This is a genomic window from Arenimonas sp. (assembly GCF_041919775.1).
Taxonomy (GTDB): domain Bacteria; phylum Pseudomonadota; class Gammaproteobacteria; order Xanthomonadales; family Xanthomonadaceae; genus Arenimonas.
Map to the genome: position 1 here is coordinate 22,689 of NZ_JAYRTE010000011.1, position 21,374 is coordinate 44,062.

20 protein-coding genes are annotated in these 21,374 nt (G+C 70.2%); 8 read left to right on the top strand and 12 right to left on the bottom strand.

What is annotated here, in order from left to right; translation table 11 throughout:
* Positions 1 to 2: 2 nt before the first annotated feature.
* Together ACE3TE_RS07975 and ACE3TE_RS07980 are read right to left on the bottom strand one after the other, a co-directional pair.
* Positions 3 to 1,253: a putative bifunctional diguanylate cyclase/phosphodiesterase gene (locus ACE3TE_RS07975; protein ID WP_374603850.1), complete on the bottom strand. Its 1,251-nt coding sequence runs from the start codon at positions 1,251 to 1,253 to the stop codon at positions 3 to 5.
* A gap of 16 nt (positions 1,254 to 1,269) precedes the next feature.
* Positions 1,270 to 2,484 (bottom strand): HD-GYP domain-containing protein, encoded by a 1,215-nt coding sequence (locus ACE3TE_RS07980; RefSeq protein ID WP_374603851.1) that lies wholly within the window; start codon positions 2,482 to 2,484, stop codon positions 1,270 to 1,272.
* 68 nt (positions 2,485 to 2,552) lie between these two features.
* Between ACE3TE_RS07980 and ACE3TE_RS07985 the strand changes: the two genes are divergently transcribed.
* The 5 genes from ACE3TE_RS07985 (at position 2,553) to ACE3TE_RS08005 (ending at position 7,432) form a co-directional block, all read left to right on the top strand.
* Positions 2,553 to 4,067, top strand: a complete 1,515-nt coding sequence (locus ACE3TE_RS07985; RefSeq protein WP_374603853.1) for an esterase/lipase family protein — start codon at positions 2,553 to 2,555, stop codon at positions 4,065 to 4,067.
* Positions 4,068 to 4,158: 91 nt separating this feature from the next.
* On the top strand, positions 4,159 to 5,070 hold the full coding sequence (locus tag ACE3TE_RS07990; RefSeq protein ID WP_374603855.1) for an aldo/keto reductase: 912 nt from the start codon (positions 4,159 to 4,161) through the stop codon (positions 5,068 to 5,070).
* A 1-nt stretch (position 5,071) separates the two neighbouring features.
* Positions 5,072 to 6,385, top strand: a complete 1,314-nt coding sequence (locus ACE3TE_RS07995; RefSeq protein ID WP_374603857.1) for an NTP/NDP exchange transporter — start codon at positions 5,072 to 5,074, stop codon at positions 6,383 to 6,385.
* Positions 6,386 to 6,737: 352 nt separating this feature from the next.
* Positions 6,738 to 7,214, top strand: coding sequence for a YaiI/YqxD family protein (locus ACE3TE_RS08000; protein ID WP_374603858.1), 477 nt, complete (start codon positions 6,738 to 6,740; stop codon positions 7,212 to 7,214).
* Entirely contained in the window at positions 7,211 to 7,432 is a 222-nt protein-coding gene (locus tag ACE3TE_RS08005) for an RNA-binding S4 domain-containing protein (RefSeq protein ID WP_374603860.1), read from the top strand. Before ACE3TE_RS08000 ends, ACE3TE_RS08005 begins: the two co-directional genes overlap by 4 nt.
* A gap of 4 nt (positions 7,433 to 7,436) precedes the next feature.
* Here ACE3TE_RS08005 and ACE3TE_RS08010 read toward each other — a convergent pair whose 3' ends face one another.
* The 6 genes from ACE3TE_RS08010 to ACE3TE_RS08035 form a co-directional block, all read right to left on the bottom strand.
* Positions 7,437 to 9,119: an ABC1 kinase family protein gene (locus tag ACE3TE_RS08010; protein ID WP_374603862.1), complete on the bottom strand. Its 1,683-nt coding sequence runs from the start codon at positions 9,117 to 9,119 to the stop codon at positions 7,437 to 7,439.
* Positions 9,120 to 9,125: 6 nt separating this feature from the next.
* Positions 9,126 to 9,497 (bottom strand): VOC family protein, encoded by a 372-nt coding sequence (locus tag ACE3TE_RS08015; protein WP_374603863.1) that lies wholly within the window; start codon positions 9,495 to 9,497, stop codon positions 9,126 to 9,128.
* Between the two features lie 98 nt (positions 9,498 to 9,595).
* On the bottom strand, positions 9,596 to 11,278 hold the full coding sequence (gene hutU, locus ACE3TE_RS08020) for a urocanate hydratase (protein WP_374603865.1): 1,683 nt from the start codon (positions 11,276 to 11,278) through the stop codon (positions 9,596 to 9,598).
* A 54-nt stretch (positions 11,279 to 11,332) separates the two neighbouring features.
* Positions 11,333 to 12,022, bottom strand: a complete 690-nt coding sequence (gene modB, locus ACE3TE_RS08025; protein WP_374603955.1) for a molybdate ABC transporter permease subunit — start codon at positions 12,020 to 12,022, stop codon at positions 11,333 to 11,335.
* Positions 12,022 to 12,783, bottom strand: a complete 762-nt coding sequence (gene modA, locus ACE3TE_RS08030; RefSeq protein ID WP_374603867.1) for a molybdate ABC transporter substrate-binding protein — start codon at positions 12,781 to 12,783, stop codon at positions 12,022 to 12,024. Before modA ends, modB begins: the two co-directional genes overlap by 1 nt.
* Before the next feature lie 33 nt (positions 12,784 to 12,816).
* Positions 12,817 to 14,085, bottom strand: coding sequence for a formimidoylglutamate deiminase (locus tag ACE3TE_RS08035; protein ID WP_374603869.1), 1,269 nt, complete (start codon positions 14,083 to 14,085; stop codon positions 12,817 to 12,819).
* A 48-nt stretch (positions 14,086 to 14,133) separates the two neighbouring features.
* Here ACE3TE_RS08035 and ACE3TE_RS08040 point away from each other — a divergent pair, with 48 nt between their 5' ends.
* Positions 14,134 to 15,294 carry a CaiB/BaiF CoA transferase family protein gene (locus ACE3TE_RS08040; RefSeq protein WP_374603871.1) on the top strand — a complete coding sequence of 387 codons (1,161 nt, stop codon included), beginning with the start codon at positions 14,134 to 14,136 and terminating at the stop codon, positions 15,292 to 15,294.
* Positions 15,291 to 16,523: an imidazolonepropionase gene (gene hutI, locus ACE3TE_RS08045; RefSeq protein WP_374603873.1), complete on the top strand. Its 1,233-nt coding sequence runs from the start codon at positions 15,291 to 15,293 to the stop codon at positions 16,521 to 16,523. Before ACE3TE_RS08040 ends, hutI begins: the two co-directional genes overlap by 4 nt.
* Before the next feature lie 74 nt (positions 16,524 to 16,597).
* On the opposite strand, the gene ACE3TE_RS08050 is transcribed toward hutI, so the two are convergent.
* Both ACE3TE_RS08050 and ACE3TE_RS08055 read right to left on the bottom strand, forming a co-directional pair.
* Complete coding sequence (locus ACE3TE_RS08050) at positions 16,598 to 16,771, bottom strand: 30S ribosomal protein THX (protein WP_188660901.1); 174 nt, start codon at positions 16,769 to 16,771, stop codon at positions 16,598 to 16,600.
* An 80-nt stretch (positions 16,772 to 16,851) separates the two neighbouring features.
* On the bottom strand, positions 16,852 to 17,298 hold the full coding sequence (locus ACE3TE_RS08055) for a MerC domain-containing protein (protein WP_374603875.1): 447 nt from the start codon (positions 17,296 to 17,298) through the stop codon (positions 16,852 to 16,854).
* 73 nt (positions 17,299 to 17,371) lie between these two features.
* Between ACE3TE_RS08055 and ACE3TE_RS08060 the strand changes: the two genes are divergently transcribed.
* Positions 17,372 to 19,468 (top strand): TonB-dependent receptor, encoded by a 2,097-nt coding sequence (locus tag ACE3TE_RS08060; protein ID WP_374603877.1) that lies wholly within the window; start codon positions 17,372 to 17,374, stop codon positions 19,466 to 19,468.
* An 18-nt stretch (positions 19,469 to 19,486) separates the two neighbouring features.
* Here the strand turns inward: ACE3TE_RS08060 and ACE3TE_RS08065 are convergent, their stop codons facing one another.
* Both ACE3TE_RS08065 and ACE3TE_RS08070 read right to left on the bottom strand, forming a co-directional pair.
* Positions 19,487 to 20,758: a succinylglutamate desuccinylase/aspartoacylase family protein gene (locus tag ACE3TE_RS08065; RefSeq protein WP_374603879.1), complete on the bottom strand. Its 1,272-nt coding sequence runs from the start codon at positions 20,756 to 20,758 to the stop codon at positions 19,487 to 19,489.
* A complete protein-coding gene (locus ACE3TE_RS08070; RefSeq protein WP_374603881.1) occupies positions 20,743 to 21,237 on the bottom strand; it encodes a transcriptional repressor in 495 nt (164 codons plus the stop codon). The genes ACE3TE_RS08065 and ACE3TE_RS08070 overlap by 16 nt, the downstream gene beginning before the upstream one ends.
* Positions 21,238 to 21,374 lie beyond the last annotated feature (137 nt).

Consider the following 21,374-nt stretch of genomic DNA (forward strand, 5'->3'; position numbering starts at 1 on the left):
GCTCAGCGCGGCCCGGCCGCCGCGAGCATCGCCATGAAATCGGCCGGCGGCATCGGCTTGCCGATCGCCCAGCCCTGGGCCAGGTTGCAGTTGAGGTCGCCCAGGGCTTCGAGCGTGGCCTCGTCCTCGACGCCTTCGGCGACCACCCGCATGCCCATCTGGTGCGCGAAGCCGATCATGGCCTTGACGATCTGCAGCGACCGCAGGTCGCCCAGCATGCCGGTCACGAAGGACTGGTCGATCTTCATCTCGGTGGCCGGGAATTCCTTGAGGTAGGACACCGAGGCATTGCCGACGCCGAAGTCGTCGATGGACACGCGCATGCCGGCCGCGTTGAGCTGGCGCAGCTGGTTCGCACCGCGCCGCACGTCCGCGACGATCGCGGTTTCGGTGACCTCGAGCACCAGGTCGCGGGGCGCGACGTCCCACAGTTTCAGCGCCCCGAGCAGCTGCTCGACCAGGCCGCGCTCGGCAAAAGCCGTGGCGGAGAGGTTTAGCGCGATCGGGAAATCCAGCCCCTGCTTGCGCGATTCGGCCACCAGCTGCAGGCAGGCGTTGATCGACCAGCGGGTGAAGTGGGCGATCATCCCGGAGCCTTCGGCGACGGGAATGAAGATGCCCGGGCTGATGAAACCCTTCGTGGGGTGTTCCCAGCGCGCAAGGGCCTCGGCGCCGACCACACGGCGCCGGCGAACGTCCAGGATCGGCTGCAGCCACATCGACAGCTGGCCTTCGTTGATGGCCACCAGCAGGTCGGCGGGATCCACGCCGGAAGGCGTGATGCGCGACTTGCAGACCATCATGCGGTCGGGTTCGTGGCGTGCCTGCAGCATGGCCTGTTCAGCCTGGCGGCACAGCAGCTCGGGTTCGTCGCCATGTTCCGGGCACATCGCCACGCCGACCGACACCATCGCCAGCACCGGCTGGCCGGCGGCTTCGAAAGGCTGCTCGAACTGGCGCTGCACGCGGGCCGCCGCAAGCATCGCGTGCTGGCTGTCCTTGAGCCCGGCCAGCAGCAGGCCGTAGTCACCGGAACCAAGTTCGACCAGTTCGTCGCCCGGTCGCAGGATCGCGCGCAGGCGTTCGGCCGACTGCCGCAGCAGCTCGTCGACCACGCGGTGGCCGGCATGGATGCGCAGCCGGCGCAGCCCCTGCATGCCGACGCACAGCACGCCCAGGGACTCGCCCTCGGCCAGGGCCGCGTGCACCTTCGGCGCCAGCACCTCGGCCATGGCGGTATTGCGCGTGATCATGGCCGGGACGGGACCATCAGAGGAACAGGTCTTCGGGCCGCAGCCCGTAGGCGCCCGGCTCCAGGGCCTGGGCAATCTTGATGCCGCCGTCGGGCAGGTCGACCCCGTACTGCATCAGGTCGACGTCACGGTAGGGTTCATAGGCCTTTTTGTCGCGGTCGAGCAGCAGCATCAGGCGGGGCCGGAGCCGGCGCACCTGGTTCTGCGCCATCACCACGCCGACCTCCCCGGTGTTGAGCTCCACCAGCGAGCCGGTGGGATAGACGCCCAGGCACTGCAGGAACTGTTCGACCACCTCGGCCTGGAACATGCGGTCGCGGGCCCGGTAAAGCGCCTGCAGCGCACCGTGCCGGGACTCGCCGTTGCGGTGCGGGCGGTCGCTGCGCAGGGCGTCGTAGGTGTCGACGACGCCGCCCATGCGCCCGGCCAGCGGGATGCGGTCGCCGGCGAGGCCTTCCGGGTAGCCGGAGCCGTCATGGCGCTCGTGGTGCGCATAGACCAGTTCGCGGGCCCACTTGCCGGTGACACCGGCCTGGTCGAGCACTTCCATGCTGCGGTGCACATGGCCGCGCATCTGCTTCATGGCCTCGGTGTCGAGCTTGCCATCGTGGTGGACGACGTCGCCGGGCAGGCTGGCCATGCCGGCGTCGAGCAGGAAGCCGCCCGTGGCCAGTTCGACCAGCACTTCGCGCGGCAGTGCCAGGTGCCGGCCGAACGCGGCGGCCAGGGCGCTGCAGTTGACCGCGTGGCTGTAGGCGTAATCGTCGCGCTTCATCAGCGCCATCAGCCAGAACAGCGCGTCCGAATTGCGCAGCAGGCTCTCGACCATCGGCTCGACGGCTTCCTTGACCACGCCCGGCTCCAGCCGGCGGCCACTGCGGACGTCGTCGGCGATGCGTTCGGCCAGGGCGCGCAGGTTGGCGTGGACCTCGCGGGCGCGCGGGATCTCTTCCTTGAGTTCGACGGTGTTGTGGTATTCGGGGCCGCGGGGCGGGAAGACGTTGCGCGGCGCCGAGGAGACGCGCAGCGAAGGCCGGGCGTTGATCAGGCTCTTCTGGACGTCGATGAACACGCTGGTGCAGTAGGCCGAGAGCAGCTCGATGTCTTCGTCGGACTTGATCTCGAAACCCTGGAAGGGAAAGGGCGTACCTACCCAGTCCCGGTCCAGGCGACTGACGTACATCCCTTTTTCGAGCAGACCGACAAGCATCTGCCGCTCTTCGAGCACCATCTTCGGGCATCCCCCTGTTTCAGGGAGCTAAGTTAGCATGGGTCCCCCCCCTGCGAGGCCCTCCCCCCATGGCCCGGCCCCTGCTGGTATTCGTGCATGGCTGGTCGGTGACCAGCACCGCCACGTACGGCGAACTGCCGGCGCGCCTGAAGCGCGAGGCCTCACGCCGCGGCGGTCCGGGCCTGGACGTGGCCCATGTCTACCTGGGCCAATACGTCAGCTTCCGTGACGAAGTGCGGCTGGGCGACATCGCCAGGGCCTTCGAGCATGCGATCCGGGGCGTACTGGCCGGCGCCGGCCGCGACCGCCGCTTCGCCTGCATCACCCACAGCACCGGCGGCCCGGTCCTGCGCGAATGGCTGGACCAGTTCTATGTGAAGAGCGGCCGCCTGGCCGATTGCCCGCTTTCGCACCTGGTGATGCTGGCCCCGGCCAACTTTGGCTCGGCGCTGGCCCAGCTGGGCAAGGGCCGGCTGGCCGGCATCCGCGCCTGGTTCAACGGCATCGAGCCGGGCCAGGGCGTGCTGGACTGGCTGGAACTGGCCAGCCCGGAGTCGCTGGCACTCAACCTGCGCTGGATCCACGACTACCCGAAGCTGAACCTGCAGCGCGGGCCGCGGCCGGTGTTCCCGTTCGTGCTCAGCGGCGACGCCATCGACCGCAAGCTCTACGACCACGTCAACGCCTACACCGGCGAAACCGGCGGCGATGGCGTGGTCCGCCTCGCCGCGGCCAACCTCAATGCCCGGCACGTGGTGCTCGAACAGCCCCTGCCCCTCCCGGGCGAAGCGCTGCCGAGCGCCCGCAAACGTTTGCGGACACTGGCGCTGACGGCGGACAGGCGCTCTGCGCCCCTGCCTTTCCGGATCCTTCCCGGGCTGTCGCACAGCGGCACGGACATGGGAATCATGGCCAGCGTGCGTGACGATCACCGCCCCCACCCGACCGTCGATGCCGTGCTGCGCTGCCTGGCGGTGGCCGACGAGGCCGGCTACCGGGACCTGGGCGCGGCCTTCGCCGAAGAGAACCGCCTTCACCAGCAGCCGGATCGCCGGCTGGAGATCGAGAAGATCCCGGTGCTGCCCGACCGCCGCTACATCCACGATCCGCATGCGATGGTCATCTTCCGGCTGATGGACGACAGCGGCGTCCGGCTCGGCGACATGGACCTGCTGCTGACCGCCGGACCGGCCGCCAGCCCCAACCAGCTGCCCGAAGGTTTCCTCACCGACCGCCAGGCCAACCGGCGGATGCCCGGCCACCTGGCGTTTTTCCTGAACCACGCCGCCCTCGCCGGCTCGCCGCCGGTCACCGACGGCCGCGGCCGGGTGGTGCTGCCCGCGCGTCTTCCCCGGCCGCCCTACGGCCTGAGGCTGGAGCCACGCCGCGGCGAAAAACTGGTCGAACACTGGGCTGCCGAAACGGACGCCGGCCGGGAGGGCCTGCTGGACCTGGTCGAACCCAACCAGACCACGATCATCGACATCGTGGTGCGCCGGGTGGTGCGCGAGGGCGTGTTCCGGCTCAGTCGCAGCCTCGCGCCGCGGGACTTTCGCGACGACCCGCCCGGCGGCGCCCTGTGAGCCCCTGACCACCGGCAGGGGCCGCTGAACGGAAAGTTCACGTAGCCTGCGACACGATCGCCTGTCCCGAGCAACCACCGAGGTCCGTGCCATGGCCAGCCGCCGCGAATTCCTGTCTGCCGCCGTCGTCGCCGCCGGCGCCCTTGCCCTTCGACCCGCCTTCGCGATGTCGCCGCCGGTGGCCGCGGGCATGCAGCTGCGCGCGATCCCGTCCACCGGCGAGAAGATCCCGGTGATCGGCATGGGCACCTCCGGAAGTTTCGAAGTGGATGCCGCCGGGCGCGAGCCCCTGAAGGAAGTGTTGCGACGATTCGTCGCCGGCGGCGCCAGCGTCATCGACACCTCGCCCAACTACAGCAATGCCGAGGACGTGCTGGGCGACCTGATGGTCGAACTGGGCCTGCGCGACCAGGTCTTCCTGGCGACCAAGCTCGCCGCCGACAACCGCGCGGCAGGCGAGGCGCAGTTCGCCGACTCCCTGCGCCGCCTGCGCACCGACAAGGTGGAGCTGCTGGCCGTGCACAACCTGCGCGACTGGAAGACCCAGCTGGCGCTGGCGCGCGAACTCAAGGCCCAGGGCAAGGTGAAGTACGTCGGGCTCACCCACTTCATGGATTCGTCGCACGACACCCTGGCCGACATCGTCGCGGCGGAGAAACCCGACTTCGTGCAGATCAACTACGCCGTCGGTGCGCCGAACGCGGAAAAGCGCGTGCTGCCGGTCGCCGCCGACAGCGGCGTGGCGGTGATGGTCAACCGCGCCTTCGACGACGGCAAACTGTTCTCGCGCGTGGCCGGCAAATCGCTGCCGGGCTGGGCGGCCGAGGCCGGCGTCAGCTCCTGGGCGCAGATGTTCCTGAAGTTCGCGCTCAGCCACCCGGCGGTGACGGTGGTGATCCCGGCCACCGGCAAGCCCGACCGCCAGTCCGACAACCTGCGCGCCGGCAGCGGCCCGACGCTGGATGCGAAGCAACGCGCGGAACTCGTGGCGATGTTCGCCTGACATGGGCGACGCGCCGGGCGGAACCAGGCTACTGCTTGCCCGGCTCTTCGGCATCGAGCCCGACGAGGTGCCGGCCGTCGTCGCCGGCATGGCGATGTTCCTGCTGCTGTTCGCCGGTTATTTCGTGCTGCGGCCGGTGCGCGAGACGATGGGCATCGCCGGCGGCGTGCGCAACCTGCAGTGGTTGTTCACCGGTACCTTCATCGTCACGCTGCTGGCGATTCCGCTGTTCGGCCTGGTCGCCAGCAAGGTCAGGCGCCGGCGCATCCTGGCCTGGACCTACGGTTTTTTCGCGCTGAACCTGCTGGGCTTCGCGGCCGCCATCCACGCGGCGCCGGAGAATCCCTGGCTGGCGCGGGCGTTCTACATCTGGCTTTCGGTGTTCAACCTGCTGGCGATTTCGGTGGCCTGGAGCGTGCTCGCCGACCTGTTCCCGGCGACGCAGGCCAAACGCGTGTTCGCGCTGATGGCCGCGGGGGCCAGCGCCGGCGGCCTGCTGGGTCCGCTGCTGGGCCTGCTGCTGGTCGGCGCGCTGGGCCACGGCGGATTGATGGCACTGGCCACCGTGTTCCTGCTCGGCTCGGCCGGCGCGGCGCTGTGGCTGCAGGGCTGGCGCGACCGGCATCCGCTGGACGAGACCGAAGTGCTGGCGCGGCGCGCGCCGCTGGGCGGCAATCCTTTCCAGGGCATCGGCACCGTGCTGGGTTCGCCCTACCTGCTGGGCATCGCCACCTTCGTGGTGCTGCTGGCGACGGTCACGACCTTCCTCTACTTTGAACAGGCGCGCCTGGTCGAACTGCATTTCCCCGACCCGACCGACCAGACCCGCGTCTTCAGCCTGCTCGATACCGTGGTGCAAACCATCGCCATCCTGACCCAGCTCTTCCTCACCGGCCGGATCGTGCGCCGCCTCGGCCTGGTGGTGCTGCTGACGACGGTGCCGGTGGTGATGGTCGGCGGTTTCCTGTGGCTGGCGATGGCGCCGACCTTCGCGGTGCTGGCCATCGTCATGGTGACCCGGCGCGCCGGCGAGTACGCGCTGGCCCGACCCGGGCGGGAGATGCTGTTTACCGTCGTCGCGCCTTCGGCCAAGTACAAGGCCAAGAACGTCATCGACACCGCGGTCTACCGCGGCGCCGACGCGGTCAGCGGCTGGGTGAAGGCCGGCATCGACGCCTTCGCGTCCAGCCCGGCGGTGGTCGCCGTGGCGGGGGCAGGCGTGGCCCTGGCCTGGGCGTTCACCGGGGCCGGGCTGGCCCGTGCCCAGGGGCGTCGGGAATCGGCCGGAATCCGGACTGACAGCAATCCTGACTAGGTGAGTGTTTCTTTCCTCACCTTGTCCGCATTTGCTCATTCCCGGCAGCCACTGCCTGCCGCTTCAATGACCTGCCGGCACCCTGTTAGTCCTGCTTAGCAGCGACCGCTTCGACTACCGGTACCGCCGCCTTGCGCGCCCGGCGCCAGGATGGTCCATTTGCCTGCGTCCGGACGGATTCTTCTCCTCGTCGAACCGTCCGGAGCCCAATTTGCAGTCAACCGCCCCCTGGCGTTGACCTCCTTTGGCAGGGCGATCGGCTGTTTTCGGGACAGCCGGCCCTGCCTTCTTTTTGCCTGCGACCCTGGCCGACGCGTTACCCTGTCGCCCTTCCCGCCTGCCTGACCGATCGATGCACATCTGGGTCGACGCCGACGCCTGCCCCAACGTCATCAAGGACATCCTGTTCCGCGCCGCCGAGCGCACCCGGGTGCCGGTGACGCTGGTGGCCAACAGCTGGATCCGCACGCCGCCCTCGCGCTACATCAGCTCGATGCAGGTATCGGGCGGCTACGACGTCGCCGACAGCGAAATCGTCGAGCGCTGCGCCCCCGGTGAGCTGGTGATCACTGCCGACATCCCTCTGGCGGCGCGCGTGCTGGAAAAGGGCGCCCTGGCGCTTAATCCGCGCGGCGAGCTGTACACCGCCGACACCATTGCCCAGCGCCTGTCCATGCGCAATTTCATGGACGAGCTGCGCGGCTCGGGCGTGGACACCGGCGGCCCGGCGGGATTCCATGCCCGCGACCGCCAGGCCTTCGGTAACGCCCTCGACCGCTGGCTGGCCAGCCAGCCGCGGCCACCCTCCCCCGCCACGGACACGGCATGAACATCATCCATTTCAACCTGGACCGCGATTTCGTCGCGCTCAACGACCTGCTGCGCCTGGCCGGACTGTGCGGCAGCGGCGGCATGGGCAAGGCCATCGTCGCCAGCGGCGAAGTGCTGGTGGACGGCGCGGTCGAGCTGCGCAAGACGGCCAAGATCCGCGCCGGCCAGGTCGTGCGATGGGGCGATTCGGAGATCCGCGTCCACGACGCGGGCTGAGGGCTCAGCGGCCGCCGCCGCTGCGCCAGATCGTCCAGACCAGCCAGACGCCGCCCAGGGCGGCGCCGAGGAAACCCAGCAGCCCGAACAGCGGCAGGCCCAGCAGGGTCGGCCCGCCTTCGACGGTCATCACGATCGACGAGCCGATGATCAGCGCGGCGACCACGATGCCCACCGTCAGCCGGTTGGCCGAATGCGCGACCTGGTCGCCGAAGGCCTTCAGCCTTTCCACGTCCAGGTTGAGGTTGAAGCGGCCCTGGCGCAGCGCCCGCAGCGCCTGCCGAAGCTGCCCCGGCAGCGAGGCCAGCAGGCCCACGGTGTCGCCGGCGGCGCGCCGGCCGCGCCGGGCGATAGCCTTCGGGGAATAACGCGCGCGCATGGCGCGGCGCAGGTAGGGTTCGGCCTCGCCGGCCATGTCGAAGTCGGGGTCGAGCCGGCGACCCACGCCTTCCAGGGTGACCAGCACCTTCACCATCATCGCCAGGTCGGCCGGCAGCACGACGGCGTGCTCGCGCAGCAGCGCGGTGATCTCGGCGAGCATGGTGCCCAGCCGAAGCTCGCCCAGCGGCACGCCGTGGTAGTGGTCGATGAAGGCGTCGACTTCTTCCTGCAGCGCGGCTTCGTCCACCGGTTCGTCGGCGGCCCAGTCCAGCAGCACCTCGGCGACCTGGCCGGCATCGCGGCGCACCAGCCCGTCGAAGAGGTCGAGCACCTGGTGGCGGCGGGTTTCGGACAGCCGGCCGACCATGCCGAAGTCGAGCAGCGCCAGCTTGTCGCCCGGCAGGCGGATGACATTGCCAGGATGCGGATCGGCGTGGAAAAAACCGTCCTCGAACATCATGCGCATGCCGGCGCGCGCACCGACCCGGGCAAGTTCCTGCAGGTTGGCGCCGGCTTCGCGCAGGGCCCCGGTGTCGCCGAGCGGGATGCCGTCGATGTACTGCTGCACGTTCATGCGCTCGCAGGTGTGCTCCCAGTAAACCCGCGGCACCACCAGCGCCGGCTCGTCGGCCAGGCTGGCGGCGATGCGTTCGGCGTGGCGGCACTCAGCGGCCAGGTCGAGTTCGCGCGACAGCGAGGCCTGCAGCTGGCGCACCAGCGCCTGCGGCTGGTAGCGGCGCAGGTCGGGCGACTCCGACTCGAGGATGCGGGCCAGCCGCTGCAGCAGGCGCATGTCGGCTTCGACCAGGGGCCGGATGCCGGGTCGGCGCACTTTCACCGCGACCTCGCTGCCGTCGGCCAGCCGCGCCCGGTACACCTGGGCGATGGACGCGGCGGCGATCGGCACTTCGTCGAAACCTGGGAAAACCGAAGCGACGGGGCCGCCAAGGTCTTCTTCGATCTGTTCGCGCACGGCTCCGAAGTCGGCCGCAGGCACCTGGTTCTGCAGCTTCTCGAACTCGGCGATCCATTCCGGCGCAAACAGGTCGACGCGCGTGGCCAGCAGCTGGCCCAGCTTGACAAAACTCGGACCCATTTCCTCGAACGCGCGGCGCACGCGCTCGGGCGGCGACAGCGTCGCCAGTTCGGCGGTGGCTTCCGAATGCAGCAGGTGGCCGGCGCGTTCCAGCGCCCCGGCCAGGCCGATGCGCCGCACCAGGTCGCCGAACCCGTAGCGCACCGCCACCGAGGCCACCTCGTTCAGGCGCCCCAGGTCACGCGCGGCGCTGAGGGTTTCCCAGAGCACTACCGGTCAGCCGCCCATGCAGAAGAAGTTGAGTTTGTTGCCGTCCGGGTCGCGGAAGTAGGCGGCGTAGAAACCCTTGAAGCGTTCGCCCGGCGCCCCTTCGTCGGTACCCCCGAGCTCCAGCGCCCTGGCGTGCATCGCATCCACCTGGGCGGGAGTGCGAACCACCAGCGCCACCATCGTGCCGTTGCCCCGGCAGGCTTCCTTTCCGTCGTAGGGCGTAATCACGCCCAGGCTGGGCGACTGCATGTCCGTGCCCCAGGCGACGAACCTTTCACCTTCCATGATGCGCTTGGCGCCGATGTCGGCGAGCAGCGCGTCGTAATAGGCGCAGGCACGCGCCATGTCGTTGGTGCCGAGGGTGACGTAGCCGATCATTCGCTGCTCTCCTATGGGTTTGCCCGATCATCCGGCACGGCATTCCGACGCACCAGTGCGGAATCCGCCGGGCCGGCGGATTCCACCCGACTTCCCGCTCAGTCGGCGGTATCGAGCATCGGCAGGTTCAGACCCTGCTCGCGCGCGCAGGCCTTGGCGATCTCGTAGCCGGCGTCGGCGTGGCGCATGACGCCGGTGCCGGGGTCGTTCCAGAGCACGCGGGCGAGACGCTTGTCGGCGGCTTCGCTGCCGTCGGCGACGATCACCACGCCGCTGTGCTGGCTGTAGCCCATGCCAACGCCGCCGCCGTGGTGGAGCGACACCCAGGTGGCGCCGCCGGCGACGTTGAGCATGGCGTTGAGCAGCGGCCAGTCGGACACGGCGTCGCTGCCGTCCATCATGGCTTCGGTTTCGCGGTTCGGCGAAGCGACGCTGCCGCTGTCCAGATGGTCGCGGCCGATCACGATCGGCGCGCTCACTTCCCCGTTGCGCACCATTTCATTGAAGGCCAGGGCCAGGCGGTGGCGGTCGCCCAGGCCGACCCAGCAGATGCGCGCCGGCAGGCCCTGGAAGCTGATGCGCTCGCGCGCCATGTCCAGCCAGCGGTGCAGGTGCGGATTGTCGGGAATCAGCTCCTTCACCTTGGCGTCGGTCTTGTAGATGTCCTCCGGGTCGCCGCTGAGCGCGACCCAGCGGAACGGCCCGACGCCGCGGCAGAACAGCGGCCGCACGTAGGCCGGCACGAAACCCGGGAAGTCGAAGGCATCCTTGCAGCCGACGTCGAAGGCCATCTGCCGGATGTTGTTGCCGTAGTCGAAGGTGGGCACGCCCATGTCCTCGAAGTTCAGCATCGCCTCAACGTGCGTGCGCATCGAGTGCTTGGCGGCATCGATGACCTTCTGCGGGTTGTTCTTTTGTTCGGAGAACCATTCTTCCAGCGACCAGCCGGCCGGCAGGTAACCGTGCAGGGGATCGTGCGCGGAGGTCTGGTCGGTGACCGCATCCGGACGCACGCCGCGGCGCACCAGTTCGGGCAGGATTTCGGCGGCATTGCCCAGCAGCGCGATGGAAATCGCCTTGCCTTCGGACGTGTACTTCTCGATGCGCGCCAGCGCGTCGTCAAGGCCCTTCGCCTGTTCGTCCACGTATTTCGTGCGCAGGCGCATGTCGATGCGCGACTGCTGGCATTCGATGTTCAGCGAACAGGCGCCGGCCAGCGACGCCGCCAGCGGCTGCGCGCCGCCCATGCCACCCAGGCCGGCGGTGAGGATCCAGCGGCCGGTGAGGTCGCCGCCGTAGTGCTGGCGGCCCATCTCGACGAAGGTTTCGTAGGTGCCCTGCACGATGCCCTGCGAGCCGATGTAGATCCAGCTGCCGGCGGTCATCTGGCCGTACATCATCAGGCCCTTGGCATCGAGCTCTTGGAAGTGTTCCCAGGTGGCCCAGTGCGGCACCAGGTTGGAGTTGGCGATCAGCACGCGCGGCGCGTCGGCGTGGCTTGGGAACACGCCCACCGGCTTGCCCGACTGCACCAGCAGGGTCTGGTCGTCCTCGAGATTGCGCAGGCTTTCGAGGATGGCGTCGTAGCTGGCCCAGTCGCGCGCGGCGCGGCCGATGCCGCCATAGACCACGAGTTCGGCGGGGTTTTCCGCCACCTCGGGGTCGAGGTTGTTCTGGATCATCCGGTAGGCGGCTTCGGTCAGCCAGGACTTGCAGCTGAGCTGGCTGCCGCGCGGCGCGGCGATCTTTCGCGAAGGGTCTTTGCGGTTGGCGGCAGGCATCGTCGGCTCCCAGGACAATGCCCTGATTATAGGCCTGCGCGCCGGTGCGCCTGCCTACTCGCTGGCGCGACGCACCCGCGAACGCCGCGCCAGCCATTCCGAGGCCAGCAGTGCGCCCAGGGCCAGCAGCAGCGACACGATCGCCAGCCGGGTGATGCCGGCCTCGCCGCCGGGCTGCTGCAGCAGCTGGTGCATCGCCAGCGACAGCGTGCGCGTCTGCCCGGGGATGCTGGAAACGAAGGTGATGGTGGCGCCGAATTCACCCAGCGCCTTGGCGAAGGCCAGCGCGGCGCCTGCGGCCAGGCCGGGCATGGCCAGCGGCAGGTCAACCTGCGCGAAGGTGGCCCAGCGGCGCGCACCGAGGCTGGCGGCCATCTCTTCGTACTCGCGCGGGATCGCCTCGAACGACAGCCGGATCGCCCGCACGAACAGCGGGAAGGCCATCACCGCCGCTGCCAGCACCGCGCCGGTCCAGCGGAACGCCAGCTCCACGCCAAGCGCCTCGGCCAGCCAGTGGCCGATCACGCCCTGGTTGCCGAAAGCGACCAGCAGCACGTAACCGGTGAGCACCGGCGGCAGCAGCAGCGGCAGGTGCACCAGCGCATCGAACAGCGCCTTGCCGGGAAACCGGAACCGCGCCAGCACCCAGGCCGCCGCGACTGCCGGCACCAGCGACACCGCCACGGCCAGCAGCGCGACCCGCAGGCTGAGCAGGACGACTTCGATTTCCGCCGGCTGCAGCATCACGGCGCGTCGAATCCGCGGCTGCGCAACATGTCACGCACGTCTTCGCCCTGCAGGAAAGCCAGGAACCCGGCGCTGCGCGCGGCCGGTGCCAAGCTGGCCCGGGCCACCGGATAACGCACGGGCGCGTGCGAACCGGCGGGAAGCGGGACCAGCACGCGCACCCGCGGTTCGACCCGGGCGTCGGTGGCGTAGACGATGCCCAGCGGCGCCTCCCCGCGGGCGACGAAGGCCAGCGCGCCGCGCACGCTGTCCGTTTCCGCCAGCCGGCCGTCCAGCGCGGTCCACAGCCCGAGGGCCTGCAGCGACTGCCGGGCATAACGACCCGCCGGCACGCTGACGGTATCGGCGAGCACCAGGCGTCCCCGCGGCCCCAGCGCCGCCAGCAGCTCCGGCGCCGCCAGCGCCAGCGGACCCGTCCGCTCACGCGGCGCCACCAGCACCAGGCGGTTGCGCGCCAGGTCGAAGCGGCTCCCGGCATCGACCAGGCCGCGCTGCTGCAGGTAATCCATCCAGGCGACATCGGCCGCGACGATGATGTCCGCGGGCGCGCCCCGTTCAAGCTGGCGCGCCAGCGTCGCGGTGCCCGCATAGGACAGCCGGACGCGCTGGCCGCTGCGCGCCTCCCAGGCGCCACCCGCTTCGTCCAGGCTTTCCTGGAGACTGGCGGCCGCGAACACCAGCAGCCCCTCGTCCGCAGGCGGGGATGCCAGGCACAGGACCGGCAGCACCAGCGCAAGCAACAGCCACCCGGTTTTCATGGTCCGTTGGCCGGCTGCCCGGATCGGCACGGATCAGTCCGCCAGCAGGCGTTCGAGCGTCGCCCGGTAGCGGGCGGCGATGGCCTCGTGGTTCCGATGCCGTCCCGCGGCGACGACTTGTTCGCCGGCCACATGCGTCTCGCGCACCAGCGGGCGGTTGCCGGCAAAGACGTAGCGGTCAAGCACGTCGCCGGCGCGGGCACCCGCCAGCGCTGGCTGGGCGCCGTCCAGCAGCACATGGTCCGCGGCGGCGGCGCCGCCCTGCCCACAGGCACGCAGGCCGCCGGCCAGGGCCTGCGTGTACAGCAGCGTGCCCGTGCTCGGCTGGCCGCGCGAAACCGCGATGTTGCGGCGGCGCGTGGCCAGCCGCTGGCCGTACTCCAGCCAGCGCAGTTCCTCGACCGGCGACACCGACACATGCGAGTCCGAGCCCACGCCCCAGTGGCCGCCTTCGGAAAGGAAATCGCGAAGCGGGAACAGGCCGTCGCCGAGGTTGGCTTCGGTGGTCGGGCAGATCGCGACGGTGGCGCCGCTGGCGACGATGCCCTGCACTTCCGCCGGCACCAGGTGGGTGGCGTGCACCAGGGTCCAGTCGGGACCGACCGGGGCCTTGTCGAGCAGCCACTGCACCGGGCGTGCGCCGCGAAGCGATTCACACTCCTGCACTTCGCCGATCTGTTCGGCGATGTGGATGTGCACGGGCAGCGACTGACCCTGCACCGCCGCCAGCAGCTCCGTCATCGCATCGGCCGGGACCGCGCGCAGGCTGTGCAGTGCGACGCCGACTTCGAGCGTGGGCCCGCGCTGCGCACGCAGCGACTGCAGAAGCGCCAGGTAGGCGTCGAGCGAATGGCCGAAGCGCCGCTGGCGTTCGCCCAGCGGCCGGCCATCGAAGCCACCGCTCATGTACAGCACCGGCAGCAGCGTCAGGCGGATGCCGGTGTCCTGCGCCGCGGCCACCAGCGACTTCGACATCGCCGCCGGGTCGTCATAGGGGCGGCCATCGGGCTGGTGGTGCAGGTAGTGGAACTCGCAGACGGTGGTGAAGCCGGCCTCCAGCATCTCCGCGTAAAGCTGGCAGGCCACCGCGTACTGGCTGTCCGGATCGAGCCTGGCCGCGAAGTGGTACATCAGTTCGCGCCAGGTCCAGAAGCTGTCCTCCGGCCGGCTCTGCCGTTCGGCCAGCCCGGCCATCGCGCGCTGGAACGCGTGCGAATGCAGGTTGGGCAGGCCGGGGATCCGCCAGTGGCCGTCGGGGCTCGCGACGGGAACGACGGCAGTGGCGTCAACGGGCGTGGTCATGGCCGAAGTTTCGCATGCACCCGGCGCAGGCGCATACAATGCAACGCCATGGGCGCCCTCTCCGGCATCACCGTGCTCGAACTCTCCCGCGTGCTGGCCGGCCCCTGGTGCGGCATGACGCTGGCCGACCTCGGCGCCGACGTCATCAAGCTCGAATCCTTCGACGGCGACGACACCCGCGGCCTGGGCCCGCCTTTCCTGGACGGGATGTCCGCCTACTTCGCCTGCTGCAACCGCAACAAACGATCGCTGGCCATCGACCTGCGTTCGCAGGCGGCGCGGCCCCTGCTCGAAGCGCTGGTGCGCAAGGCCGACGTGCTGGTGGAAAACTTCCGCACCGGCGGCGCCGAATCCCTGGGCCTGGGCTACGAAACCCTGGCCACGATCAACCCGCGCCTGGTGTACTGCTCGATCTCGGGTTACGGCCGTGACGGCCCCGGCGCGATGCGGCCAGGCTACGACTATGTCGTGCAGGCCGAAGCCGGGCTGATGTCGATCACCGGACCGGCGGGTGGCGAGGCCAGCAAGGTCGGCGTGGCCGTGGCCGACCTGGCCACCGGCCAGAACGCCGCCACGGCAATCCTGGCGGCGCTGCTGCAGCGGCATCACGATGGCAGGGGCCAGCGCATCGACGTGTCGCTGTTCGACACCCAGCTGTCGCTGCTCGCCAACGTCGCCGCCAACGCCCTGTTCACCGGCGCGGATGCACCGCGTTTCGGCAATGCCCATCCCAGCATCGTTCCCTACCAGGCCTTCGCGGCCAGCGACCAGTCCTTCGTGCTGGCGGTGGCCAGTGAAAAACTGTGGGCGCAGCTTTGCCACACGCTCGGGCGACCGGGCTGGCTGTCGGATCCGCGCTGGTGCACCAACGCCGCGCGCGTGGACAACCGCGAGTCGCTCTGCGAGGCGCTGGCGGAGCTGTTCATCGGCCAGGACGCGGCGCACTGGCTGGCCTTGTTCGAACGCGCGGGCATTCCGGCGGCGCCGATCAACAGCGTCCGCCAGGCGCTGGATCATCCCGTCGCGCTGGCCCGCGGCATGCGCTACGAACTCGGAGGTATCCCGATGCTTGGCAGCCCGATCCGATTGTCCGGCTCACCGGCGAGGCGCGAACTGCCGCCGCCGGCGCTGGGGGAACACAGCGACATGATCGCGCGCGATGCCGGCTTCGATCCGCAGGCGCTGCGTGCCGCCGGAGCGATCCGATGATCGGCCGCCTCGCCCCGCCCTGGGACCGGCTGCTGGTGAACGCGCGGCTTGCGACCCTGCGCGACGACCTGGGCGCCTACGGCGTCATCGAAGATGCGGCGCTGGCCTGGAAGGACGGCCTGATCGCCTTCGCGGGCCCGGCCAGCGAACTGCCCGGCGAAGCGGCCGCGCTCGCCGCGCGGGTCGAGTCCGCCGGGAATCGCTGGATCACGCCGGGACTGGTGGACTGCCACACCCACCAGGTGTTCGCCGGCGACCGCGCCCAGGAATTCGAGCGCCGCCTGCAGGGCGCCAGCTACGAACAGATCGCCCGCGAAGGCGGCGGCATCCTGTCCAGCGTGCGCGCCACCCGCGCCGCCGACGAGGACGCGCTGCTGGCGGCCTCGCTGCCGCGCGCGCGGGCGCTGCTTGCCGACGGGGTGACCACGGTCGAGATCAAGTCGGGCTATGGCCTGGATTTCGACAACGAACGCAAGATGCTGCGCGTCGCGCGCCGAGTCGGCGAAGAACTGGGCATCACCGTGCGCACCAGTTACCTGGCGGCGCATGCCTTGCCCGCGGAGTTTTCCGGCCGCGCCGACGATTACATCGCGGCGGTGGTGGAATGGCTGCCGCGCCTGCACGAGGAAGGCCTGGTCGACGCGGTGGACGCATTCTGCGAAGGCATCGGCTTCAGCCCGGCGCAGACCCGGCGCGTCTTCGACGCCGCGCGGGCACTGGAACTGCCGGTGAAACTGCACGCCGACCAGCTAAGCGACCTTGGCGGCGCGGCGCTGGCGGCCGAGTTCGGCGGCCTGTCGGCGGACCATATCGAGTGGACCAGCGACGAGGCCGTGCGTGCGATGGCCAGGTCCGGCACGGTCGCGGTGCTGCTGCCCGGCGCCTTCCACGTGCTGCGCGAAACGAAGCTGCCCCCGCTCGACGCCCTGCGCGCGCACGCCGTACCGATGGCCGTGGCCACCGACCTCAATCCCGGCACCGCCCCGCTGCAGTCGCTGCGCCTGGCGATGAGCCTGGCCTGCACGCATTTCCGGCTGACGCCGGAGGAAAGCCTGCGCGGCGCCACCGTGCACGCGGCCCGCGCCCTGGGCCTTCACGACCGCGGCCGCCTCGTGGCCGGCCAGCGCGCCGACTTCGTGCAGTGGCGCATCGGCCACCCGGCCGAACTGGCCTACTGGCTCGGCGGCGACCTCGTGCACGCCGTCCACGTCGCCGGCCGCCGCCTGTAAAAAATGGGGGCACGAAAAAACCCCGCCGGGGCGGGGTTTTCAGCGATGGGGCCGGGGCCCCACGTGACGCCTGCTTACTTGGCGGCAGCCTTCTTGGCCGCGGCCTTCTTCGCCGGCGCCTTGGCCGGGGCCTTCACCGAAGCGGCGGCCTTGCCGGCGGTCGGCTTGCTGACGGTCTGCGCGCGGGCATTGCCGTGGCTACCGGCGAAACGCTTGCCCTTGGCGGTCTTCTTGTCGCCCCTACCCATGGTGTTTCCTTGAAAGTGTGTGTACGTGGGGCGCGTAGCCTAACACCGCGCGGCGCAGGCACCAAGGCGCGGCGCGCGGATCAGTGGCTGTGGCCGTAGGACAGGCGCAGGTTGGCCAGGTGGGCGACCGCGATCAGCAGGCCGCCCACCGCCATCGCGGCGGCGTGCGGCAGCACCGAATCGTGCAGCGGCGGGTACAGCAGGGCCAGCCAGACCAGGGCCAGCCCGGGCGCGACCAGCAGCCAGGCGTGGTAGGCCCGATGCCCGCGATAGCCCAGGTAAAGACTGACCACCGCCAGCACCGTCGCCAGGCTGGTGAAGGCCCATTCGATGCCGTGCCAGGCAACCAGTCCGAGGCCAAGCGCCGGCAGCAGCGCCAGCGCCACCGGTACCAGCATGCAATGCAGGGCGCAGACGAAGGCGCCGAAGGCGCCGAGGCGGTCGGCCCAGGCGGGCAGATGCAGGCGGCGGCGTACCCGCGGCGCGGGACGGGCTTCCGGGATGACGTTCGGGGGGGTTGCGGCCATGGGGGAATGGTATAACATTTCCGACTGCAACAGTATAACATTCCGTAACTCGCTCCCCGGAGACCGACGCCGCATGTCCCGCTTCCCACGTGTCGCACCGCTTGCCCTGGCCCTGGCCGTTGCCTTTCCTGCCCTGGCCCAGGACACCACGCCGGATCCGGACCACGCCCACGACACGCCCAGGACCCTGGACGTGGTCGAAGTCACCGCCTCGCCGCTGCGCCAGGGCATCGAAGACCTGGCGCGCCCGGTCGACGTGCTCACCGGCGAAGAGCTCGACGCCCGCAAGGCCGGCACCCTGGGTGAAACCCTCGAGCGCCAGGCCGGCGTGCAGTCGGCCAGCTTCGGCGCCGGCGTCGGCCGCCCGGTGATCCGCGGCTTGGAAGGCGCGCGCGTGCAGGTGCTCGCCAACGGCGGCAGCGCGCTCGACGTCTCGACCGTCAGCGCCGACCACGCCATCGGCATCGAACCCTTCCTCGCCGACCAGATCGAGGTGCTCAAGGGCCCGGCCAGCCTGCTCTACGGCAGCGGCGCGATCGGCGGCGCGGTGAACGTGGTGGACGGCCGCGTGCCGACCGCGCAGGTCGGCCGCACCGTGGCCGGCCGTGCGGAACTGCGCCATTCCAGCGTCGACGACGGCCTCGTGGGCATGGCCCGGGTGGACGCCGACGCAGGCGCGCTGACCCTGCACGCCGACCTGTTCCGCCGCGATGCCGGCGACGTCCGCATCCCCGGCTACGCCTTTTCACCGGCGCTGATCGCCGAAGAAATCGAGGAAGGCGAAGACCCGGAGCACTTCGCCCGAGGCCGCCTGCCCAACAGCGCGCTGACCACCGAAGGCGGCGCGCTGGGCGCCAGCTGGTTCGGCGAACGCGCCTGGTTCGGCGCCGCGGCCAGCACCTACCGAAGTGAATACGGCATCCCGCCGGGTGCGCATGCGCACGAAGAGGAAGAACACGACGAAGATCACGGCGAGGACCACGACGCGCACGAGGGAGAAGAAGAGGAAATCGTGCGCCTGGACCTGCGCCAGGACCGCTTCGAAGCCCGCGGCGGCATCCGCGACGTCGGCGCCTTCGCCGAACTGAACTGGCGCCTGCAGCGCAGCCTCTACGAGCACACCGAGCTCGAGGGCGACGAGGTCGGCACGGTGTTCAACAACGAGGGCACCGAGGGTCGCTTCGAGGCGGTGCAGCGGGAGATCAACGGCTGGCGCGGCGCCTTCGGCCTGCAGTTCAGCCACCGCGACTTCGAGGCCATCGGCGACGAAGCCTTCGTGCCACCGTCGATCACGCGCGACCTCGGCGTGTTCGCGCTGCAGGAAAAGGATTTCGGCCGGTTCAAGCTGGAACTCGGCGCCCGCCATGAACGCGTCAGCGTGTCGCCGCGCAACGGCGCCGACGCCGACCGCAATGCCACCAGCCTCGCCGCCGGCGGCCTGTGGCGTTTCTCCGACGCCGCCCACCTGAGCCTGAACCTCAATCGCGCGGAAAGGGCGCCTTCGGCTGAAGAACTGTTCTCGGACGGGCCGCACATCGCCACCCAGTCCTACGAACTGGGCGACGCCGCACTGGATACCGAAGTCGCGCTGGGCGCGGAGCTGGGCCTGCACCTGCACCACGGCCGCTTCGACGGAAAGCTGGCGGTGTACCGCACGGCTTTCGACGACTTCATCTATCTCGCCGACACCGGCCTGGAGGAAGACGGGCTGCCGCTGCGCCTCTGGACCCAGGCGGACGCCACCTTCACCGGCTGGGAAGCGGAGCTGGGCATCGAACTGGCCGACAACGCGTCCGGCGTCTGGGGCCTGCGCCTGTTCGCCGACGCGGTGGACGCGAGGCTCGACAACGGCGACCGCCTGCCGCGCATCGCACCGGGCCGCGTCGGCGCAGACCTCGAATGGAGCCAGGGCGGCTGGCGCGCGCGCCTGGGCGGCGTGCGCGTGCAGCGCCAGGCGGACGTCGCGCAGTTCGAATCGGCGACCGACGGCTACACCCTTGTCGACGCCGGCCTCGCCTATCACTGGGACGGCGAGCTGGCGGGCTGGGAAGTGTTCTTCGAGGGTCGCAACCTCGGTGACGAGGAAGCCCGGTCGCACACGTCCTACCTCAAGGACTTTGCGCCCCTGCCCGGTCGCAACCTGATGACCGGCGTGCGCGTCAGCTTCTGACGAAGCCGGCCGGCGGAGCTATTCGTAGTCTTCGCCGGCCGCGGGATCGGGCGCGTCCCGGCGCTCCTCGGGGTCGGGATCGTCTTCGACGACCTCGCTCGGTTCCGCCGCTTCCTGCACCGCCTGCTGTTCGCTGGTTTCCGTACCCAGGTGGAAGGCGGCGTATCCCGGCAGCACGGACTGGTTGAGCGCCATGCCGATCACCCGGCCGGCCACCGGCGCCAGGATGTAGCGTTCAACGTTGGCGACCGGGTCGATCACCCGGCCCAGGCGCTGGCCGGCCTGCACGCGCTGGCCCAGCGTGACCTCGCTGATCAGCAGCCCGCCGGAATTGGCGCGCACCCAGCGCGAGTCGAGGAAGATCGGCGCCGGGTCGGGACGCCGGGCGACGACCTCGGGATCAAGCGGCGCACCCGCGCCTTCGGCCGCGGCCGGATCCTCGCGCATGCCGGTCTGCACCATCAGGCGCTCGATCGCGGCGACGGCCTGGGCGATTTCCTCGGGCTCGAGCCGCGCCGGCGCACCGGCTTCGAAGGTCACCGCCGGCACGCCGACCGCGGTCGCGGCGACGCGCAGCATGCCCTTGTTGCCGGGGCTGTGCAGCACCACGGTGTTGCCGAAATGGCGGCTGAACTCGAGCACGTCGGGCCGGGTCAGGTCGGCGCGCACCTGCGGCAGGTTGCTGCGCTCGAAGGAGCCGGTGTGGAAGTCCACCAGCATGTCGCAGTGGCTGACGATGTCCTGGAAAAAGGCATTGGCGATGCGCGAGGCGATCGACCCGCTGCGCGAGCCAGGGAAAAACCGGTTCAGGTCGCGGCGATCCGGCAGGTAGCGGGTGCCGCGCGAATACCCATGCACGTTGACGATGGGCACGCCGATCACCGTACCCGACAGCCGCGTCGGGTCGATGCCGTGGGCCAGGCGGCGCACGATCTCGACGCCGTTGATCTCGTCGCCGTGCACGCCCGCCACCAGGCACAGCACCGGCCCCGAGAGCGCGCCGCGGGTCACCACCACCGGGCTGGGGATCTCGGCCGCGCTGATGCCGCCGCCCGGGCGCCATTCGAGCTGCATGCGCGTGCCCGGCACGACGAGGCGGTCCAGGATCGCCAGCGGCGTCACCAGGTCGGCCGGCGGCGCCAGGAAGTCTTCCGGCATTGCCAGGCCAACCGGCGGCGGCGGGCCCTGTTCACCGCCCGGGGGATCGACCGGGAAATCCTGCGCGCAGGTCGCGGCCGACGCCAGCAGCAGGACCAGGCCGGCGGCGGCAGGCTTCAGGCCGCGGCGCATCGGGCGCACAGGCCGTGCACTTCCAGCGTCTGGGCGCGGGGGGTGAACCCCAGCGCGCGCGCCTGTTCGTCGAGCAGGCCGCAGATGCGTTCGTCTTCCAGTTCGATCGACGCCTGGCAGCTGTCGCAGATCAGGAAGGGCACCGAATGCCGCAGGTTCGGATGGTGGCAGCTGACGAAGGCATTCACCGAGGCCAGGCGATGGATGAAGCCCTGCTCGAGCAGGAAGTCCAGCGCGCGGTACACCGTCGGCGGCGCGCTGGACCCGTTTTCTTCCTTCATCGCGTCCAGCAGGTCGTAGGCCTTGACCGGCTTGCCGGCGTCGGCAATGAGGCCCAGCACCTGGGCCCGCAGCGGCGTCAGGCGCAGGCTTCGGTCGACGCAGGCCTGCTCGACCGCGCGCACGTAGGCGCCGGCGTCGTGCACGTGGTGGTCCGGATCGGTGCAATCGTGGACGGCGTGTTTGTCTTTGCTTGCCATGGGCTTAGGTTGGGGCCTGCCCACGCCGAAATCAACGGCCGGAGCCTTGTAGGAGCGCCTTCAGGCGCGAATCATTTAGTTTACGGTGGGAAAATAAAAAGATTATCCGCCGATGTGCCGGCAACACGGGGGGTTAT

Excerpts from the sequence above, each read along its gene's own strand:
- ACE3TE_RS07975 (WP_374603850.1), bottom strand. The coding sequence starts at position 1,253 with ATGATCACGCGCAATACCGCCATGGCCGAGGTGCTGGCGCCGAAGGTG.
- ACE3TE_RS07980 (WP_374603851.1), bottom strand. The coding sequence starts at position 2,484 with ATGGTGCTCGAAGAGCGGCAGATGCTTGTCGGTCTGCTCGAAAAAGGG.
- ACE3TE_RS07985 (WP_374603853.1), top strand. The coding sequence starts at position 2,553 with ATGGCCCGGCCCCTGCTGGTATTCGTGCATGGCTGGTCGGTGACCAGC.
- ACE3TE_RS07990 (WP_374603855.1), top strand. The coding sequence starts at position 4,159 with ATGGCCAGCCGCCGCGAATTCCTGTCTGCCGCCGTCGTCGCCGCCGGC.
- ACE3TE_RS07995 (WP_374603857.1), top strand. The coding sequence starts at position 5,072 with ATGGGCGACGCGCCGGGCGGAACCAGGCTACTGCTTGCCCGGCTCTTC.
- ACE3TE_RS08000 (WP_374603858.1), top strand. The coding sequence starts at position 6,738 with ATGCACATCTGGGTCGACGCCGACGCCTGCCCCAACGTCATCAAGGAC.
- ACE3TE_RS08005 (WP_374603860.1), top strand. The coding sequence starts at position 7,211 with ATGAACATCATCCATTTCAACCTGGACCGCGATTTCGTCGCGCTCAAC.
- ACE3TE_RS08015 (WP_374603863.1), bottom strand. The coding sequence starts at position 9,497 with ATGATCGGCTACGTCACCCTCGGCACCAACGACATGGCGCGTGCCTGC.
- hutU (WP_374603865.1), bottom strand. The coding sequence starts at position 11,278 with ATGCCTGCCGCCAACCGCAAAGACCCTTCGCGAAAGATCGCCGCGCCG.
- modB (WP_374603955.1), bottom strand. The coding sequence starts at position 12,022 with ATGCTGCAGCCGGCGGAAATCGAAGTCGTCCTGCTCAGCCTGCGGGTC.
- modA (WP_374603867.1), bottom strand. The coding sequence starts at position 12,783 with ATGAAAACCGGGTGGCTGTTGCTTGCGCTGGTGCTGCCGGTCCTGTGC.
- ACE3TE_RS08035 (WP_374603869.1), bottom strand. The coding sequence starts at position 14,085 with ATGACCACGCCCGTTGACGCCACTGCCGTCGTTCCCGTCGCGAGCCCC.
- ACE3TE_RS08040 (WP_374603871.1), top strand. The coding sequence starts at position 14,134 with ATGGGCGCCCTCTCCGGCATCACCGTGCTCGAACTCTCCCGCGTGCTG.
- hutI (WP_374603873.1), top strand. The coding sequence starts at position 15,291 with ATGATCGGCCGCCTCGCCCCGCCCTGGGACCGGCTGCTGGTGAACGCG.
- ACE3TE_RS08050 (WP_188660901.1), bottom strand. The coding sequence starts at position 16,771 with ATGGGTAGGGGCGACAAGAAGACCGCCAAGGGCAAGCGTTTCGCCGGT.
- ACE3TE_RS08055 (WP_374603875.1), bottom strand. The coding sequence starts at position 17,298 with ATGGCCGCAACCCCCCCGAACGTCATCCCGGAAGCCCGTCCCGCGCCG.
- ACE3TE_RS08060 (WP_374603877.1), top strand. The coding sequence starts at position 17,372 with ATGTCCCGCTTCCCACGTGTCGCACCGCTTGCCCTGGCCCTGGCCGTT.
- ACE3TE_RS08065 (WP_374603879.1), bottom strand. The coding sequence starts at position 20,758 with ATGCGCCGCGGCCTGAAGCCTGCCGCCGCCGGCCTGGTCCTGCTGCTG.
- ACE3TE_RS08070 (WP_374603881.1), bottom strand. The coding sequence starts at position 21,237 with ATGGCAAGCAAAGACAAACACGCCGTCCACGATTGCACCGATCCGGAC.